The sequence below is a fragment of the Anaerococcus sp. HMSC065G05 genome, from assembly GCF_001812365.1.
Classification (GTDB): Bacteria; Bacillota; Clostridia; order Tissierellales; family Peptoniphilaceae; genus Anaerococcus; species Anaerococcus vaginalis.
Genome location: NZ_KV808705.1, coordinates 33,880 through 54,124 on the forward strand (window position 1 = coordinate 33,880; position 20,245 = coordinate 54,124).

The window sequence follows — 20,245 nt, forward strand, 5'->3', positions numbered from 1 at the left end:
AAAAAAATTATTGTCTAATGTATCAATTGAATGTGAGTCATTGTCAATTAAAAAATTTACATCCTCTCTATAATTTTTCATGAAGTTTTTTGCACCTTTGATTTGATTCTTGTTTTTTAAACCAACAATTCTAGTGTTTTCACTGGAAAATAATTTCTTTTTATATGCCCCACTTAAAAACTTATCTTTATTTATATTAGATGAGTATATATGAGCTATATAAGTTATCGCTCCTAAACTCGAAAAAAAATCCATAACTTCTAAACTAGTAACATACACACCGTCTTTTTCAGAAATCAATTTTTCATCTAGCCACTTAATTACTTCCTCTTCATTATTCTTATCGTCATCTAATATTGCTACTACATGAAGCTTGTCAGCACATGATATTTCTATTCCTCGAAATAATATTGTTTCAACATTATATTTAGCTTTTAACTTTTTTAGATGATGTATACATATTTTTAATTTGTCTATCCCCTCAAATGTATTATGATCTGTGACAACTGCTATCTCATATTGATTTATTAGTAATTCATTAGCTAACAATAAAAAAGCATATATTTCTTTTTTGCTTTCAAAAATATCAAAATCTCTACCAAACTTTACATCTCTTTTCCCATTTATGAGAGGGATAATACTTTTTTCATAAATTATATCTTCTAATTCTTTTTCACTTATTTTTTTATATCCATCTGTACCTAAATTCTCCATTAATTTATAATCATGAGAAGCTGGTGTGTGAATATGAAATATTGACTTCCTAGGAAATCCAAAATTATCTCTAGTGTTTTTTATATGCTTATATGCTTTTATAACTTCACCGTAAGTTCTTGTATCTTCAGCCATACTCCTCCTTAACAATTCCTAATACTTAACAATAATTCTTATATAAAATAATCACTCTGATCTTCTGCTACCATTTAAAATCAATAGAATTTTCCAAATAATGTTGATTAAATCCCCCTTGTTTAAATCCATAGCAACCAACTCCTGCTGATGAAAATAATGAAATATAGGTAAGAGTATTATTTATCATTTATCTTAACTCCATTTTTATATTCAATAATATCTCCAATATCACATTGAAAATACTCACAAATCTTTCCTAATGTTTCCAAACTTACGTTTTCGTCTCTTCCCATTTTTGCTATTGTCTTGGGTGTTGTTGCTATTGCACATTGTAAGTCTGTTTTTTTCATATTTTTATCTATTAATAACTTCCATAATTTATTATATGAAAATCCCATATCATTCTCCAATTCTATATTTTACCTTTCTAAATGTATAGATTAACTACCTAATTATAGCATATAACGCAGATTCCTTTCAATCGTATGATTTACCGCGTTAATCTAAGCAAAAAAATAAAGGCAGTCCGAAGACTGCCGATATTTATCTCTCTGCTCCTTTGCTATGGTCTTTCTTAGTTGACTTAGTTTTGTCATCTGTCTTAAAGCTTTTTATTTGCCCTAATATTGACTTTTTATCCTTGTCTTGACTCTTTACTTGTTCTTTTGCTGTTAAGAGCTTAGAAGACAAAATACGAACATTCTTATGTTCCTTTCCGTTGTTGTCAATGCTTGTTTTTACTTGTCCAAATATTTTAACAAAATCTCCTTGCTTTAAGTTCTCTATATCTTTTGTCTTATCTCCATAGGCTGAACAATTGGTATAAACTTTATTGCCATCGTCATCTTTTGAAACAATTGAAAAATTACTTACTTTAAACTTTTCTCCATTTGCATTTTCTCTTTCAAGATTTTCTACTTTGCCAGCTATATTGCCCACGAGATTTATGAGATCGTCTTTTTCTTCAATATCACTGACATTTTCAACAATCTTACCTTGTTCTTTCATATCATCAATCATATAGTCAAAGTCATCATTTAATAGACCTGTTGTGTCTTTGATCATAAATAAAACGTATACTTCTTCAAGTGCCTTTTCATCAGTAACACCTTTTTCTATGCTCACAAGTGCTTTTATAAAATCCTTGTAATTATCATTCATCATTTCTTCTAAGTTTTCTCTAATATCTTTGTATTCCATAGTTTCCTCCTTGTATTAAATAAGGAGAGCCTTTCGCCCTCCTTTATCGTTCTTGTCCTTTTTCACTTTTTTCTTGATTTTTATCTTTTTCTTCTTCCGCTTTGAATTTTGAAATTTGTCCCAATATTGATGGTTTCTCTTCTCTTGAATGAAGATTATCCTCTACATCATAAGTTGATTCAAAGTAATCACTATCTTTGAAGTCATTGTCATACCTATCTGGTATTCCGTCATTATCAAGATCTTTTGCCAGTGGATCATAGAAGTTTCCATCATCATCTATTTCTAGTCCTAGTGCTTGTTTTAAATCTTCTTCATCTACTGATACCAGATCATCAAAACTTGACATCTTTATGGCTTCAGTCATATCTTTAATAGCTTGTGAATTAGATATATCTTCCTCTACAAAAGATTCTGTTCTAATAGCTACATTATCTACATACTGAGTCCATGTTTTTTCTTCCAAATTTACCTCATATTGAATAGAGTGCTTACCATCAGGTGTTTCTGTATAGGCAAGTCCTATATGACTTAAATCAGGATATAGTTTGTCAAAATCTTCATAGCTATTAGATTCTGAAAACTCATAGTTAGAATAATCAACTATCGCCCTCTTTAAATCTTCTAATAATGGTGATTGGTTTTCTAATTCTTCTACTTCTCCCATATCTAAAAGTTTATTAATCTCAGCTAGTCTTAGTATCTTATCCCTTAACTCATCTGCTTTTTCAAATGGTTTAGTTAATTCTACTTTGGCATTTTCTAAAGATTCTTTATAGTTTTCAAAGTTTTGATTTAACCTATCAAGTCTTGAAGGCATTTTTTCAATGGCATTATCAAGCCTTGTTATATTGCCATCAGTAGAGTTTGAAAACTCTCCAAAGTATTCTGCTTTTCCTAGAAGTTTAAAGGTGTGAGTATTAGTCATAAAGTTATATGAAACTTGCAAGTCTAAATTTCTATATTTACCAATGACCTTGCTATCATTTATCTTTACCTTTTTTATTTCTTCTAATAGCTTCTCTCCAGCTTCTTTCTTATCTAAAATTTTATTTTCTCCAAGTCTGATTGAAGTGAATTTGCTATCTCCTTCTCCTAATTTCTCAACACTTGCAACATCTTCTTTAACTGCTTTTATTTCCATTTCAGTTTTTAAAATACTTTGAGGATAAAATTTATTTACCTTGTCTTCTAGCTTGTATTTATTAGACTTGTAGTTTGCTTCTAACATTTTTAATTTTGTTACTTCGTTATCTAAATCCATTTTTTCTTTAATTAGAGGATTTCCAGTAGCTAAAGCCTTAATTTCTGAATAAGATAGACTTGCTTCATCAACATCTTCTGCAACTCTTACTGGAGTTTTTGAAGTCATAATTTGAGAAATGAATTTCTGCTTATTCTCTATCGTCTGCCACAAATAAGAATCAAAGGTATTCTCTGTTACATATCTAAAGATATTGACTTTATCATTTTCATTACCTTGACGAACAATTCTACCACTTCTTTGCTCTAGGTCAGACGGTCTCCATGGAACGTCTAAATCGTGTAAGGCTATTAATTTATTTTGTACATTTGTACCTGCTCCCATTTTTTGAGTAGAACCTAATAATACTCTTACTTCTCCTCTTCTTACCTTAGAGAATAATTCATCTTTTTGTTTGTTTGTATCTGCTTCGTGGATAAAGGCTATTTCTTCTTTAGGTATTCCCATATTCACTAGCTTATTTCTAATATCATCATAGATATTAAATTCTCCATCTCCTTTTGGTGTAGACATATCTGAAAACACTAATTGGGTCGATGAATTTTCTTTTGTCTTATCCCAGATACTAAAGACGTTTTTAACGCATACATTAACCTTTGAATTAGGATCATCTGGAAGTAGTGGATTTATTAATCTTTGGTCTAGGGCAAGTTTTTTACCATCATTTGTAATCTTTAGCATATTGTCTTCTGTTGGCTCTACTTGGTTATTTCTAACTGCGTCAGCTCTTTCTGAAATAGCTTCTAATATTTCTTTTTGTTCCTCAGTAGGTTTCGTTTTAATAACTTCAAAATTTGCTTCTGGTACTGGCAAATTTAACATATCTGAAGTCTTTATATCTGCTACTTCTTTAAACATAGACATCAACTCTGGCAAGTTATAAAACTTTGAAAATCTTGTCTTTTGCCTATATCCAGTGCCTTCTGGAGATAATTCAAAGGTGTTTTCTGTTTCTCCAAAAGTAGAAGCCCAAGCGTCAAAATGTTCTAATCCTCTTGCCTTTAAATCGTCATATTGAAGGTATCTTTGCATAGTATAAAGCTCTGTCATTGAATTTGATATTGGTGTACCAGTAGCAAATACAACTCCCTTTCCATCTGTCATTTCATCCATATACCTACATTTCATATACATATCTGAAGACTTAAAGGCTTCACTCTGACCAATACCCGCAACATTTCTCATTTTAGTATGCAAGAATAAGTTTTTGTAATTATGAGCTTCGTCTATAAATAACTTATCTACCCCTAGCTCTTCAAAGGTTATTACATCATCCTTTTTAAAGTCATCATTTAGTTTTTCAAGTCTTACCAAGAGTTTCTTCTTTGTCTTTTCCAGTTGTTTTACTGTAAAATTTTCTCCTCTATTTCTTTTGTTCTCATCAATAAAGGAAACTATATCGTCTATTTGGTCTTGTATATGCCTTACCTGGTATTCCTTAGACATCGGTATTTTTTCAAATTGAGAGTGTCCTATGATAACCGCATCATATTCTCCTGTTGCAATCCTACCAATAAATCTTTTTCTATTTTTAGGTTGGAAGTCTTTTTTATCGGCCACCATAATATTTGCTGACGGATATAATTGCATAAACTCCCTACCAATTTGAGTGGTTAAATGGTTAGGAACTACAAATAATGATTTACTTGCAAGTCCTAACTTTTTAGATTCCATAGCAGAAGCTACCATTTCAAAAGTTTTTCCTGCTCCTACTACATGGGCAAGTAGTGTGTTTCCACCATAAAGAGTCCTTGCTATGGCATTTTTTTGATGTTCTCGTAGTCTGATTTCAGTATTCATTCCATCAAAAGTTAAGTTAGAGCCATCAAATTCTCTATTTCTAATTGAATTGAATTTTTCATTATAAATCTTTTCTAGCCTATATCTTCTATCAGGATCTTCAAATATCCAATTCTTAAATTCTTCTTTAATCAGTTCTTGATTTTGACTTGCAAGCATGGTTTCTTTTTTATTTAATACAGAGGTCTTAGAACCATCATCGTTTATTACTTGATCAAATACCTTTGTATCTTTTAGATTAAGAGCATTTTCAATTAGCTTATAGGCATTCACTCTACTTGTACCATAAGTCATGTTAGCAAGGTCATTAGTTGAGTCAACACTTTTACCTTCAATATTCCATTCACTTGTATGTGGTGAGAACCTAACATTTATATTCCACCTATCATAGCCTGGTGTTTTTAAAAGGTTAAAAGTAAAGTCTTCTATATCTTTTTGAGGTATCCAAGTTGCTCCTAACCTTACATTTATATCAGAAGCAGTGAGTTCTTCAGGCATAACTTCTTGTAATTTTTCTCTTTGATATTTTAGTTTGCCTAACTCGTTTAATAATGCGTCTTTCTTGTCAGAAGGTGCTAAATCTATTACATTTTCAATTTCTCCGATATATGAATTGAGGTAGCCAATTTTTTCTCTGATATTACCACTTAAATATTCATCAGCCGACACATATGAAAAATGAAATGGATCGTCATTGTCAAAGTTCTCGAAAGGCATTCTGTTATTTATTAGGTCTGTGTCCTTAATATCTAAAAATATCTCGCCCTCAAGTTCACCAATTAAGGTGTCCCTATCTTTACTTGTTATAGATTCCATATATTCAAAATCTACATATCCTTTTTGTGAAACAGATAAGACTAAAGCTTCAAGGGAAGTATCTACATGGTCTACTACTTTTGCCTTTGTTATTGTTCTTTTTGAGAATATATCGCTCTTAGCTTTGAAATTATCCTCATCATCAAGTATTTCTATTGATGAAACCAAAGGAAAGTTTGAGTCTTCCTTTAGGGCTCTAGTGTTTGATAAGGAGTTAATGAAGCCATGTTTCTTTGAAAAGTTATCATAGACTTCATTTAACTTTGCTTGTGACTCTTTTATTTCTTCATCTAAAAAATCGTCCTTTTGTTTTTCTATTACATCTTTTAAAGCATTCATTACATCAAGGTAATCTTTTATTTTTTCTTTATTTTTATCTGATATATTCTGCTTAATTAAGACTGAGTTTTCTCTTAGGTAGACTTCTTCGTCAATAATAGTGTAAGAAAAGTTTTTAACATCATCTGTTGCTGGAAGAATTAATTCTTCATCTTCCAATAGTTCGACCTCTTCATATTTTGAATTTGAAGATATTTCCTTACTTGCAAGATCCATTAAATCTTTTAACTTTTCGTCTTCTTTTTCATCACAAGTAATTGTATTACCAAATCTTCCAGATACTTCTTTCATATCTCCTAATACCATTTGAGGATTATCTACAAAGTATTTATTATAAGTCAAACCCTTTTTATTAGTTGCTAGGTGTATCCAATCGTCATCTCTTTCTATAACCGAATCTCTCTTCTTTAGAAAAATAATATCTGAAGTAACTTCTGTACCAGCAAGACCTTTAAATGTTGTATTAGGTAGCCTCATAGCTCCTAAAAACTCACACCTTGCATTAATATATTTTCTAACAGATTCATCTTTTTTATCCATAGTTCCAGATGAGGTTATAAAGGCAATAATTCCTCCATTCCTAACCTTATCTATTGACTTTGCAAAAAAATAATCGTGAATCAGAAAATTATTTCTGTTATATTCACGATCGTTAACTTTAAAATCTCCAAAGGGAACATTTCCTATAACTAAATCGAAAAAGTTATTTGAGAAGTTTGTTTCTTCAAAGCCTTTAATTTGAATATTAGCTTCAGGATAAAGTTCTCTTGCTATTCTTCCGCTTAGACTATCTTTTTCTACTCCATATACTTTAGAGCCTTGTATTTCACTTGGCATATTACCAATAAAATTACCGACCCCTGCAGATGGTTCAAGGATATTCCCAGTCTTAAAACCCATATCTGTTAAAGTATTATATATTCCAACCATTACCTCTCTAGGTGTATAAAAGGATGTTAAGGTAGACTCTTTAGCATTCAAATACTCTTCATTTGTTAGATTTTCTTTTAAAATATTTCTTGCTTCGAGCCATTGCCCTCCTTTTTCTTCATCGAAGACATCTGCAAGACCACCCCAACCCAGATAATCAGCAAGATAGGCTTGTTCATACTCTCTTGGACTCCTATTTTCATTTTCAAGTCTTTTTAGCATTTTAATAGCTTTGATATTTTTATCTAGTTTTTCTGATGGTGTTAGGTATTCTGAGTAAATATGATTTTTCAAGTCATAATTTCTAGCAAAACTTAGTCTTTCCTTATTAGGTTCATAGCCTAGATTCTTTAAATCTTCTTTACCTCTCAATAAGTTTTCGGCTGCTTCCCTAGGTACATTGTATCTATCCATCATTTGGTCAATTTCTGGATTGTAGTTATCAATAAAGCTTTCTTGCTCTACTTGTATTTCAATTTGTTTTTCATGCTCAGATAACTTGTATATCTCATAATTTCCACTATCTAAAAGGTCATCAATCTTCCTACTTTCTTCAAATGTTTCACCCTTATATAAAGGAAATTCTTCTCCATTAACTTCTACTTTAGTTCCAGTTTCAATCAAGTTAATTCCATCAAAGATATTCTCATCTTCTAAAATAAATTCTTTTCCAACTTTTACTGCTAGTTTTTCTGATGTTTGACTTAGATTTTCAAAGATTTCTTCAAGGTATGAATCGTTTCTATATGGAATTACTTCCGAACCCCTAATCATACCTCCCATATAATTCATATTATCTCTGATAGTGACAGTTTTAAGTCCTCCACTTAGTTCATCAAAATCTGTAATGGTAAAGTCCTTATCTTTATATCTAACCTGATCGCCTATCTTAAACTTAGGCTCTATCTTTTCCTTAGCTTTTTCTTGTAAAGATTTTTCCTCGCTTATTGCAATTTGCTCTTCTAAATATGAAAATTCACGCTCATTTACTTCTTTACCATCACCAAGGTCAATCCTATAGTGTTCGACAACTTCTCCATCTATATAGTGGTCAAAATATAATTTGAAATATCCGATATAATCATCAGTCATTTCTCCAAATTCATTTTCTCCAAGAGTTTGATTATGGTCTTTAACATCAATATCCTTTTGTCTTAGGACATTAATTAAATCTTTAGTTACTACCTGCCCACTATAATCGGGAACTAATTCGTGGTTTTCATTAAATTCTACAATCCAGTAATCTTTTCTATTTTCAGTGTTTTTGTCATCAAAAAAAGAAGCTTCATCAGCTTCCTTTTCTTGGCTTATTTCATTTTCTAAGCTTCCACGTATTCCTTGATTGCCATTCTCTTCACTGTTGCCATTAAGTTGTTCATCTGTCCTTGGTATTCCTCTGGATTCTCTCTTTTCATCTTCTCTGTCAATCCTTGTGCTTTCATCATCTTGACTTTCTCTCTCTTGATAAAGTCCACTGCCTGATTCTGAATTTCCTTCAGATGGTTCAAAAGTGTTTTCTCCTCGTACATTTTCTGAAGTTTCTTCCAGTTCTCCATGTCCTCGCTCCCCACTAGGTAAGACAGTCTTAGAACTGCGTATGTCGGATTCGGATATCTCTCCATAAATTCCAGATCCTTCTCCATCATGTCCAAGGTTTTCTCTTCGATCTTCAATGCTATTTCCTCTGTCGCTTCCACCTGTGAGAACTCGTCCATCTCTACTTCTTGACCTATCATATCGTCTATATAAATCATTTTGACCTCCTCTATTTTCATTTGTATTGTCTATATCTCTATTATAGTCGGCAGCGGCCCTTTCTGTCAGCATCCTAGCACGATCCATTTCCTTAGATTTTTCTATTGTGCTATCTATAATATCTTCACTAACCCTTGATATTACAAGACCTATCTGCTCTAAAGAAATTGTATTAATCCTAGAAAAATTATTTTTTAAATTTTCCATATCCATAGGATAAACTGTATTAAACCTATTAGCTACCGCATAGGATATTGAGTCCCTCATAAACTTTTCAAAACTCAGTCTATCCTCTATATCTATTCTCAAGTCAGCAAGAGCCAAGCTAATATATTCGTCTCCATAAATTCGACTCAAAGAAAATATATTTTCATTGAGTGAATCACTAGCTTCAAATGAAGAATCTCTTATTATTTCTTTTAAAGCCTCGTTATGGTTTTCGTGGTCAAACTGCCATAAGATAACCTCATTAATATTCCTATCCATTGATATGGTCTGACTAACATCAAAAATATATGAAACTTTTTTGTTTACATCACTTCCAACTAAAATTGGAATACCCTTTTGACCCCTCATAACAACTCGACCAAAATATTTCTTCCACATATCAAAGGTCGCACAAGCTCTAGCTTCAGGTTCTTTGTTGTATATACTTAGTTGGCTAGAAAAATCATATTTCTGATTATTGCCTATAACTTTTAAGAGTTTTAAATATTCATTTTCTTCTTGCAAAACTTCATATTTTATAGCTTCTTGTATATTCTTAAAATCATTTACTTGCATTTTCTACCTCCTTTTTAGAGTAATAAAAAAGACGATAGATTTTAAATAATCTACCGTCTTTAATGTAATATAATTAAATGACCTATATTAATTTTTTAAGTTTTTTATATAAGTTCAATAATTCGTTAATATCCATATCCATTATAGGCTCATACATAAAAGAGTTTATATGAATATTTTCTGGAGTCATTATATTAACTTCATTAACAATATTAATTTGTTCTTCATTCGCAATCTGCTTATATGCATCAAATAATACCCTGGTCATATTATTAGTTTTATCTACATGATTCAGAAATTCCGCTTTATCTCCTGTTTTCAAATTATTTTTCACTTTCCAATTGAGCATTCCATTATAATTATTAATTTTATCTAACATTATTTCCTCAGCTTTAAGTCTACAAGCCATTGATAATAAAACTTTATGCTCGAGTAAATTTAAGTTATTACTTAAGTTTTCAGTAGTTTCATAAAGCTTTTCTATAACCAGATCATCCTCTTTAAATTCACTGGGTATATCAAATTTCCCTAAATATTCTTTATATACTTTCCCTAAAGTTTTAAAAGTAATAGTTCCTGAATTATCTTTATTGTGTAGTAAATTAGTTAATAGCTCATAATCGCTATCATAATAATTTGAATCATTAACATATTTATCATAACTATATTCAATTAGATTCCTAACAAATGGTATAAGTGCAAATAAAGAATATTTATCTGGTTTACTTTTCCATGTTATAAAAGGTTGCTTTTGATATTTTTCTTCTATCAAATTTAAATCCTGCTTGTTTTCAACGATAAATCTAGATTTACGAGGTACATTGAGTCTAGAAGAAATTGTTCTATAAAAATCAAAATTATGAGATAAAATTATCATTCTAAAATTATCAATTGTTGCCATTTCATACAAATATTCTACAATAGCATACTTATTTTTATAATCAAAAGAATCTGCTATATCGTCTACTATAAATAGGATTTCATTGCTTTCTTTTCTTATTTTTTCTATGTCAAATATTATATTTAACAAATATAAAGATCTTTTTTCTCCTTGACTTAACACGTCTAATTTTTCTAAATTTGATCTATCTAAGCTTGCTTGATTTTCACCCTTCTCAAATATAAACTCCACACGTGGGAGGTTTTCTCCTATTATCGCTCCCTTTAAATTTGATATTTTCATCTTATATGGAACAGTAAACCTATCTTCAAATATTTCTAAAGAACGATTCCACAATGTATTGTCTATATTCAGATTTTTAACATTCTCCTCTAATTCTTTATATATCTCTAATAAATCATCAAAAGATTTCTTTTCTTTCTTTATATAGGAAGTCCATAATTCTTTTTTTAAATTGTCTAAATTTTCTATTTTTAAAAACTCTATTAGCTCAGGATTATTTTCTATTGTATCTCTTAATAATATGCCTTTTGTATCACTTAGTAACTTTTCTATCTGTTGAAACTCTGGAATATCTTTAATTTTCCCTTCTATTTCATATAATTTCTCTTGTAGTTCATCATTATTACCAATTACTATGCTATTATTTAAATTAAGTTTATTATCTCTTACAAAAAAATTATCTGAATCTAAATTTTTTGCAACGTTTTTCAATTTTGGAAATGTGAACTTACCTTTTTCAAAAAAAGTATAACTACTGTATATAGTTTCAGCAGCTTCACAAAACTCTTTTATTTTATTTTGAAAACTACTGTCCTTTATTTTTTTAATTACACTATTATCAAAAATTGTCGAGTATTTAACATTAGGTAAATACGTTTTATTTTCAACTTCACCTAATTCTTTCAAGCTTAATAAAAAGCTTTTTTCACTTAAATTCATGTCAGAAACTATTGTAGGCTCTAATTCATAAATTTTTCTTCCTTGTTGTGTTTTTTCAATTTTTAGTCCTGAATATTGCACTAACTTTTTTAAAAAATTATTTTTTTGCTTTAATAAAGTTGTGATAGATTTTTTTGTTTTTTCGTCTACTAATAAATCCGCTATACTATTAGATTCATAATAATTTTCAAAGCTTTTTATTACAAACACTTGCTCTTTTCTTATATCTTGTCCATCTACGCTAACATTAACTTCTGCTTTTATATCGAATATTTCATCACGTATTTCGTCAGCTTTACCATCTTGAATTTTCTTAAAAGTTTTTGCAAAAGAAGTTTTCATTAATCCATTTTTTGCATATACTGTAATCACATTTGTATTTGTAAAATCGAATTCATGGTTAAACTCATCTATTCCATAACAATTCTTTAATTTACATTCCAGAATATCCATATCATGCCCTCCAGTCTTTTATTTTATTATATCATTTACAATAATAAGTTTACACTAACATGCATTATTGAACTAATAATGCACATTAAAATATCAACCACAATAGAATTGCCGGCCTGCTTATATAGTTTACTTGAAGTGCAATTTTTTCTTCTTGGATGTGCTTCTTCTAGTTTGTTAATATCACTGTCATCAAAACCCATTAGTCTTAAACATTCTCTTTCTGTTAAATACCTATACTGACCATTTCCAATATCTATTATTCCAGAATTAGGTACTCTCATCTGTTTTGTAGAAATAGTATAAGAAAAATCTTTAATCACTTTGAGTCGCCCTCTAAAACTGTTATTTATTCCTTTATTTAAAAATTTCAGCATATAAGGTTGGGTCATTGTATAAAGTTCACTTACATCTTTTTCTAAAAATTCACTTAGTGGTCTTGTTTCTTTCCTCTCCAATTTATTAAAAGAAAAGTTATTTGCTCCAAGACATGAAACAACAAATATCCTTTCTCTTTTTTGAGGTATCCCAAAATCCATTGCATTTAAGATTTTATACTTGCTTTCATATCCTAGGCTCTCTAGCTCTTTTAGATAAATAAAAAAGGAGTCCCTCATATTTCTATCAAGGACTCCCTTTACATTTTCCCAAATTATCCATTTAGGTTTATCTTTCATTTCTTTAATTATTATAATTGTTTCAAATAGTAAGCTTGATCTAGTTCCTGAATTTTTTACTCCTCCTTGCTTTTTTCCTATTCTTGAAAAGTCTTGGCAAGGACTTCCATGCATAATTAAGTCTATCTTTTCATTAGGAGCTTTATATCCTATTACTGATTTTGGCTTGTAACTTTCTCCGAAAAGTGCGTTGTAAGATTTAACACAAGCCTTATCTATTTCTACATAATCAACAACTTCATAAGATATCTTTAAATTAATAAAAGCCTTTCTAATAGCACCTATGCCACCGAAAAGCTCTAATATCTTCATCTTATTCATTTAGATTATTCTTGTACCTATCTACAAGCTCCCTTATACTATCTTCTATTTCTCTTAAAAAGTCTTCTTTATCTACTTCACCAGAACTAATCTTTGCAAGTTTCATTTCCCATTCAGATGTTGTTTTAGCCGACTTGAACTTATCCTCTACAATAGATACAAGCCTATTGCCTTTTTCTGTTACAAGTAGATTTTTCTTATCTCTTCTTATAAGGTCCTTATGGATAAGATTTTCAATAATTCCTGCTCTTGTAGCTGGTGTTCCTAAGCCTTTTCTTTCTACTTCTATGTCTTTATCCAGTGATTCAATCCCTGCATTCTCCATAGCCTTTAAAAGTGTATCTTCATTATAATGACTTGGAGCTTTTGTAAATTTCTCCGATATATTTTTAGAAGTTAGCTTAATTTTATCTCCAGTCTTTACATCTGGTAATTCATTTTCTTGTCTTTCCTTCCCATAAGTCTTTAGATACTTGGTATAACCTTCATCGATTACAGTCTTGCCACTTGCATTAAAATTAAATTTATCATATTCATATCTGATTTTTCTGCTAGATTCCTTTAAGTTATCCGAGCATGAAGCAAGTAATTTATCCTTAATTAGATTATAGACTTTACTTTCTCTATCAGATAAATCTCTAGCTTTTCCAATACCTGATATAGTAGGAATAATCGCATAGTGGTCTGTAACCTTAGATGAATTAAAAATAGATTTAAAATTTGATTCATTGATTTTAAAATCATCTTCAAGTCCTTCTAATAATTCTTTCATAGTATTAACCATATCATCGGTTAAATACCTACTATCCGTTCTTGGATATGTTATTAGCTTCTTTTCATACAAGCCTTGTGCCAGATTTAAAGTGTCATTTGCTGAATACCCAAAATATTTATTAGCTTCTCTTTGTAAGGTAGTGAGATCATAAGGCTTATCTGCTTTTGTGCTTATTTCTTTATCCTCTACCTCTGTAATAACTATTTCATCTTCTATCAAGTTTAAAAGTTGCTCTGCCACTTCGATTTTATCAATCCTATCTGATACAAGTTTCAATCCTTTATAAGATAGGTCAACTGTATAATATTTTTGCTTCTTAAATAGATTTATTTCACTATCCCTTTTAGCTATTAAATATAGAGTTGGTGTTTGTACTCTACCAACTGAATATGTTTCCTTGTAAATGCAAGAATAAAGCCTACTTAAATTCATTCCTACCAGCCAATCTGCAATAGCTCTTGCACTTGCCGATCCATATAAGTCTTCAAATTTTTCTCCGTCTTTAAGATTTCTAAAACCATCTTCAATAGCTTTGTTTTCCATTGAAGATATCCAAAGTCTTTGAATTTTCTTCTTACATTTAGCTTGATTATATACAAGCCTAAAAATAAGTTCTCCCTCTCTTCCAGCATCACAAGCATTTATAACTGTGTCGATATTCTTATCGTTTAAAAGTTTCTTTAAAACTCCATATTGTTTTTTAGTGCTTTTAGATACTTCATAAATATATTCTTCTGGAATTATAGGAAGATTTTCTATTGTCCATTTCTTCCATTTTTCGTCGTGTCTTTCTGGACTTGCCATTTGAATTAAATGACCGACACACCAAGAAACAATGTATCCATTCCCCTCATAATATCCGTTTTTTCTTGTTCTTGCTCCAATTACTTTTGCAATTGTAACTGCTACGCTTGGCTTTTCTGCTATTACTAATTTCATTAATACCTCCATAAATAAAAAAAGAGCGAAAGATTTCTCTCTCGCTCAAACTTTTAAAAATTATTATAATAGTTCATCTTCATCGTCTTCATCTAAAGATTCTTCATTACTTTCTTCATTGTCAGATTCATCTTCTGACTCACTAATATAATCCTTATCATCTTCTTCAAAGTCTTCCAACATTTTATCTTCCTTAGCTTTGACTACCTTAAAATAATATCCTGCTCCTACAACTCCTCCAATTACAAGTGCAACAATTAGAAATGAACCTATCCCGCTTTTCTTTTCTTCTTTTACTGGAACAGTCTTAGGTTCTTCTTTTTTTACTTCTTCTTTCTTAGGCTCTTCAACCTTTATAGTATTTTTATCTTCTGATTCAATCATATTAAGTAGGTCTTGCTCTCCTACCTCTGTCAATAACCTTACATTATCTTGATTTGATGAATGATCCACTATTAGGTGCATAGTTTTTCCACTTTTAGTTTGAAATGTTAAAAATTGTCTTACATCTACTGGATTTTCTTTATCTTTTTCTGTATCTCCACTTGGTGTAATATCTTTTCCATTCCTATCTACATTCTCAATTACTGAACCTCTTGCCTTATTTTCCTGTGTTGCAAGATTATTTACTGCCTTAGTATTACCACCTTTTACAAGTGGTGTTTTCTTAGGAAGATTATTTGAAGGCTTATTTGCTTCACTTGTATTTCCTGGTATTCTTGGAACATCTTGATAAGGAATTTCTTCTTTTGATGGTGTAAAAACATCATCTTTCAACATTTTTTCAAATTCTTCTTTTTGTGGTTCATATATTGATCCACTTTGATTTTCTATTTGCCCTTCATTTGTCATTGCAAATGTAGTTGCTGGTACTGTAAATGTAAAAAGGAGTAACGCTATGGCTACTCCTCGTTTAATACTCTTATTCATTTTTCTATCCTTTCTTATTTTACATTTTTAAATACATAGACTGCTTTTCTAGCATTGTCCCATTCTATTGTTTGGTTTTTGCCATCTTTAATATCTCCATGACTTGCCCCAAAAGCTTTAGCAATATTTGAAATTGAAGCATGAATTCTTCCATTTATAATCACTGGCTTAACATCTGAATTGTAGACCTTTCCATCTGAATCTTTCATAACACCAGTATCAATATTTAGTCTTAATGTCTTTTTAGCTAGGATATTATTCTCTTTATTTGAGAAAATAGCTTCACGAGTAGAGTTGTCATACTCAACATTAAAACCTAGAGTATAAGCAATATATCTTACTGGAATCATAGTTCTTCCTTGATCCACATAAGTTTTTACATCCATATAGACTGTTGTCTTACCATCTTTGTTGATAATGTTATAAAAGTTTTTGTCTACTTGAAAAACTGCAAATTCTTTTTCATCTTTAACTTGTTTTTTACCTTGTTGTTCCTCTTGCTTTTTCATCTTGTTAAGATCAAATTGATTTAGGATATTCTTGTCATCAGCTTTCAAAAGTTCGTCCCACTTCTTATCTTGAGATTTCTTATCTTCTTTCTTTTCTCTGTTTTCTTTTTGAAGTTTTAGAAGTTCATCTAATTTTTTAGATAGGTCTTGGTTTAGATTTTTATCTTTTTCATCTTTAGCTTGTTTCTCAAGTTCTTCTTTCGATTTTTTATTTGCTTCCTCGATTAACTTCTTTGCTTCTTCAATTTTCTTATCTAACTCTTCTTTTAGCTTTTTAATTTCTTCTTCAGAAGCTTTTTGTTTTTCTTCTAGTCCTTTAATTTTCTCTTCTAATTCTTTTTTTGTATTTTCAGAAGATTCTTTTAAACTATCAATAGCCTTTTGAAGCTCTTCAATTTTCTTACAGCATTCTGACTTAGAATTTTCTGTCTCTTTCCTTTTAGACTCAAGGTCTTTTATCTTATTATCTTTTTCATCAAGAGCTTTTTCTAAGTCCTTAATTCTATTATCTTTATCATCAATTTCTTTAGTCTTCTTTGCAAGTTCCCCTTCTAAAGACTCGAGCTTTCCTTGCATTTCTTTGATTTTATTTTCGTTTTTATCGGTCTTTTCTTTCTCAGCTTCTAACTCCCATTTTGTAGATGAATAATCTTCTTTTAGTTTTGCATTTTCATCTTGCAATCTTTTTAATTCATCTTTAAGCTGAGTAATTTCTGCTATTAGTTCATCATTGTTAGAATTTTTAAGATCCTCAATCTCTTTATTCAATTGAGCAATCTTATTATCTTTATCTCTAATTTCTTCTTCTAGCTTAGACTTTTCTTGTTTTAGTTTTTCTCCATTATCTTTGCAAGATTCTAACTTTTCCTTTAATTCATCTATCTTTGATTGGTCTTCTTGTTTCTTATCATTTAAGTCTTTGATCTGATTTTCTAAATCCTTAATGTTTTTAGTTAAATCATCAATCTTATTGTCCTTTTCATCAATATCTTGCCCTGTTAAATCTGTTTGAGTATCAATGGAATATTTATTTGGATTGTAAATAGTCATCTTTCCTTGATACATATCATTGTTATAATCAAATTCAAGTTCTACACTATCTACATTCTTATCAAAAACAAACTCTCCATTTTCAAACCTTAATCCATTAGGAATAGATTTGAATCCTTGATTTCCGTTGAAACCAAAATGATTTTCGTAAAATGGATTTTGTTTTGGTCTATACTCAACTTCTTGATTATGGAATACTCCCTTACTGTTAATATTTGGATTGCCTAAAACTTTTATAGTGTGCAATTTATTTCTTGAAAAAGCATACTGTTCAATTGTCTTCACAGACTTCGGTATAGTTATTTCTTGGAGGTTATTTCTTTCAAAAGCATTATGTTCAATATTTACCAAAGTATCAGGTAAAGTCACTTCTCTAAGTCCACAATTGAAAAATGCTAAACCACCAAGATAAGTTAGACTATTTGATAGTTTTACCTGATCTATACTTGCTTCGTAAAAGGCAGCATAACCTAAATGCTTAACAGAATCAGGAATAATTACTTTATCCCAATGTTTGCCACGTCCAAATTCTCTTTTATATCTAAGTTCATCGTTTGAATGACTTAAAGAATAATTTCCATTTACAGACTTCGTTCCTTCAGGAAATACTAGAATATTTGTCTTCTCTTTCTTTTCTAAGCCTTTATCACTAAAAGCGATTATATTTCCCTCAGAGGAATACATAAAATCATCTTCCGTCCAAGTAACATCAGACTTTGCAAATGCACTTGTATGCACAGTTGATGTTAAAACTAATAAAAGAGCCATAAAAAAGGCTCTTAGTCTGTTCGTATTAAATTTCTTCATTATGAATGTTCTCCTTTTCTTTTAATTTTTCTTCTCTTTTTCTATCATTGATTTTCTCCATTAATTCTTCCAAGCTAATATTGTTCCTCCTAAGAGTTATAATTATTTCTTCATTTTCAACCTGTATTTCTTCATCGCAAATTTCCTTGTATTTTGCATTTAAATCTTTTAATTTCTCTTCTATTTTTTTCTTTTTGTTCCTAATACTTATAAGCTTCCTGTTCACATAATATCTCCCTTCTATCTTGGTCTTCCAAAACCATAAAAGTGTGATTTCCAATATTTTGAATTTATTGATGTGTATTGAATTGGATCTCCTGCGTGAATCATCATTCCGTTACCTGCATATATGCCTACATGAGATATTGGAGTTCCACTGTTATATGTTGAGTGGAAAAATATAATATCTCCAGGTTGAGCTTCACTTGGACTTACTGGATTACAATAGTCTTTGTATATTCTCCATGCAGTTGTTCTTGGCATTCTTTTTACACCAGACTTTGTAAATGACCAACATACAAATCCTGAGCAGTCAAAGTTAGATGGTCCACTTGCTCCAAACACATATCTTTTGCCTATATGTTTTTCTGCTTCATTAAATAAGGCTTTGGCAGTAGCTGAATCAAAAGCAAGACCAGGATTTCCAAAGTTTGGATTGTCTACTATTTCTCCTAAGTCCCCATTTCCTGATCCAAAAACATCTCCCATATTCCCCTTAGCTTCAAGAAGAGCTTCATAATGAACTACATTGTCTGGATAATCTTTAAATATTTCCCTAACAACTTCATCCATTTCTTTTTTCTTTAAAGTTACAATTAACTTTTTATATTCGTACTCTTCTTTTTCATAGCTAGTATAAGGATTGCCACGACTATCATATCTTGTTTTTGCTACTGTTCTTGTTCTAATTTCAATTTCTTCTTTAAAATCAAGCTTATACATCTTATCGAAAAGCTCTTTTAAAATTCCTTTTACTTCAGATGCTGATTTTACTTCTCCACATCTTGAAGTTATATAGGATAGAAGTTCATGGGTATTATGACCAATTTCTCCTTCTTTGTTTATGATATATTCGTCATATCCAGGATGACTTGTTTTTACACTTTCGATTTGTGATTGTAGGTCATATTCCATTGATGAAAACTCTTGATTTACTTCACTTAGAACTGTGTCTTGTGATAGGTATGTTGTTGTCATTACTGAGTTTACTGAATTGCTTAGTCCACTCATACCAACACTTCCACCACCAATCATGATTGATAGCATTAGACCTAGCCCTATTACTAGAAATAAAACCATCTTGCTTTTTCTTACGATTAGCTCTTTAGAAGCCTTACCTAAACTTAAAATAGCTTTTTTAACTCTATCTACAAGTCTTGTTTCGTGCTTTTTAGCTATCATGCTCTTCATTTGTTTTCTCTGGTAAAACTTCTTAAATCTATTTTTCTTTATATAGGCATCTGACTTTTTTAAATCTTCCAAGCCACTTTTAAACTCCAACTTGCTTTTTCTCTTTTTTATTTTCTTATCAAGTTTAGATAGCTTTTTTAAGGACTTTTTCTTTTTGTCTATCTTATACTTCCTTATTCCATGCTGAAGTTTAGAGCTTACATTAGCGACCTTTTCTCCAGATTCTACACCAGTATTGTCAGATCCTGAACTTAAATAATCTCTCACTAACTCTGAAGACTTTGCTCCAGATAATAAAACCCCAGAGGATAGACTTCCTTTAGTTTTATTCTTTAAGATATTATCCTTTAACTTACTTTTAGACTTTTCAAGCTCTCCAATCTTTTTATCTGATATAAAGTCTTTAACATCTTGTGCTTTCTTAGAATCTTTCGTTGTAACTTTCTTAGATTCATTTTTTAAGTCATCAATTTTCTTTCGAGTGAATTTATCACTTTCATAATTTTTTCTTTTGTAGTAAGTCTTCTTTTTATTAACTTTCTTTTGTTCTGAAGATTTAAGGCTTGTTTCTTTTTCATCCTTTATAAATTCTTGATTATTGTCTTTAAGCTCAGAATTGTCAAAAGTCTTATCTGTATCAACTTCGCTTGGCTTATTTTCTTTATCTATCTCTTTAGAAATTTTTTCCTTATCTCTAAACTTCTTTTCTTGATAAAGTTTCTGCTTTTGCTTTTTATCGATACTAGTATTACTCTCGTTCTTACTTACTTCATCTTTAACAAGCTTTTCTTT

The 20,245-nt window shown here is 30.3% G+C and carries 12 protein-coding genes and 1 pseudogene; all 13 read right to left on the minus strand.

What is annotated here, in order from left to right; all coding sequences use genetic code 11:
* Positions 1–849 (minus strand): annotated as a pseudogene (locus HMPREF2852_RS05005) (TrlF family ATPase); the annotation flags it as partial.
* Positions 850–916: 67 nt separating this feature from the next.
* Positions 917–1,039 carry a hypothetical protein gene (locus HMPREF2852_RS10055; protein ID WP_261668102.1) on the minus strand — a complete coding sequence of 41 codons (123 nt, stop codon included), beginning with the start codon at positions 1,037–1,039 and terminating at the stop codon, positions 917–919.
* A complete protein-coding gene (locus HMPREF2852_RS05010; RefSeq protein WP_070606340.1) occupies positions 1,029–1,250 on the minus strand; it encodes a helix-turn-helix domain-containing protein in 222 nt (73 codons plus the stop codon). The genes HMPREF2852_RS10055 and HMPREF2852_RS05010 overlap by 11 nt, the downstream gene beginning before the upstream one ends.
* Positions 1,251–1,395: 145 nt before the next feature.
* Positions 1,396–2,052, minus strand: a complete 657-nt coding sequence (locus HMPREF2852_RS05015) for a DNA-binding protein (protein ID WP_070606342.1) — start codon at positions 2,050–2,052, stop codon at positions 1,396–1,398.
* Positions 2,053–2,095: 43 nt separating this feature from the next.
* Entirely contained in the window at positions 2,096–8,293 is a 6,198-nt protein-coding gene (locus tag HMPREF2852_RS05020; RefSeq protein WP_395853426.1) for a helicase-related protein, read from the minus strand.
* A gap of 227 nt (positions 8,294–8,520) precedes the next feature.
* On the minus strand, positions 8,521–8,976 hold the full coding sequence (locus tag HMPREF2852_RS10275) for a TnpV protein (protein WP_395853428.1): 456 nt from the start codon (positions 8,974–8,976) through the stop codon (positions 8,521–8,523).
* An 845-nt stretch (positions 8,977–9,821) separates the two neighbouring features.
* Positions 9,822–12,035, minus strand: coding sequence for an ATP-binding protein (locus tag HMPREF2852_RS05025; protein WP_070606346.1), 2,214 nt, complete (start codon positions 12,033–12,035; stop codon positions 9,822–9,824).
* Positions 12,036–12,070: 35 nt separating this feature from the next.
* The gene (locus HMPREF2852_RS05030) at positions 12,071–13,033 is read right to left on the minus strand and encodes a DNA cytosine methyltransferase (protein WP_070606348.1); all 963 of its coding nucleotides are present in this window, start codon (positions 13,031–13,033) and stop codon (positions 12,071–12,073) included.
* Positions 13,026–14,747, minus strand: a complete 1,722-nt coding sequence (locus tag HMPREF2852_RS05035; RefSeq protein WP_070606350.1) for a DNA topoisomerase 3 — start codon at positions 14,745–14,747, stop codon at positions 13,026–13,028. The genes HMPREF2852_RS05030 and HMPREF2852_RS05035 overlap by 8 nt, the downstream gene beginning before the upstream one ends.
* Positions 14,748–14,810: 63 nt before the next feature.
* Entirely contained in the window at positions 14,811–15,677 is an 867-nt protein-coding gene (locus HMPREF2852_RS05040) for a CD1107 family mobile element protein (protein ID WP_070606352.1), read from the minus strand.
* Positions 15,678–15,691: 14 nt separating this feature from the next.
* Positions 15,692–18,043 carry a leucine-rich repeat protein gene (locus HMPREF2852_RS05045; protein ID WP_070606354.1) on the minus strand — a complete coding sequence of 784 codons (2,352 nt, stop codon included), beginning with the start codon at positions 18,041–18,043 and terminating at the stop codon, positions 15,692–15,694.
* Positions 18,030–18,269, minus strand: a complete 240-nt coding sequence (locus HMPREF2852_RS05050; protein WP_070606356.1) for a hypothetical protein — start codon at positions 18,267–18,269, stop codon at positions 18,030–18,032. The genes HMPREF2852_RS05045 and HMPREF2852_RS05050 overlap by 14 nt, the downstream gene beginning before the upstream one ends.
* A 14-nt stretch (positions 18,270–18,283) precedes the next feature.
* Positions 18,284–20,245 (minus strand): C40 family peptidase (locus HMPREF2852_RS05055; RefSeq protein WP_261668107.1); only part of this gene is annotated, 1,962 nt, incomplete at its 5' end.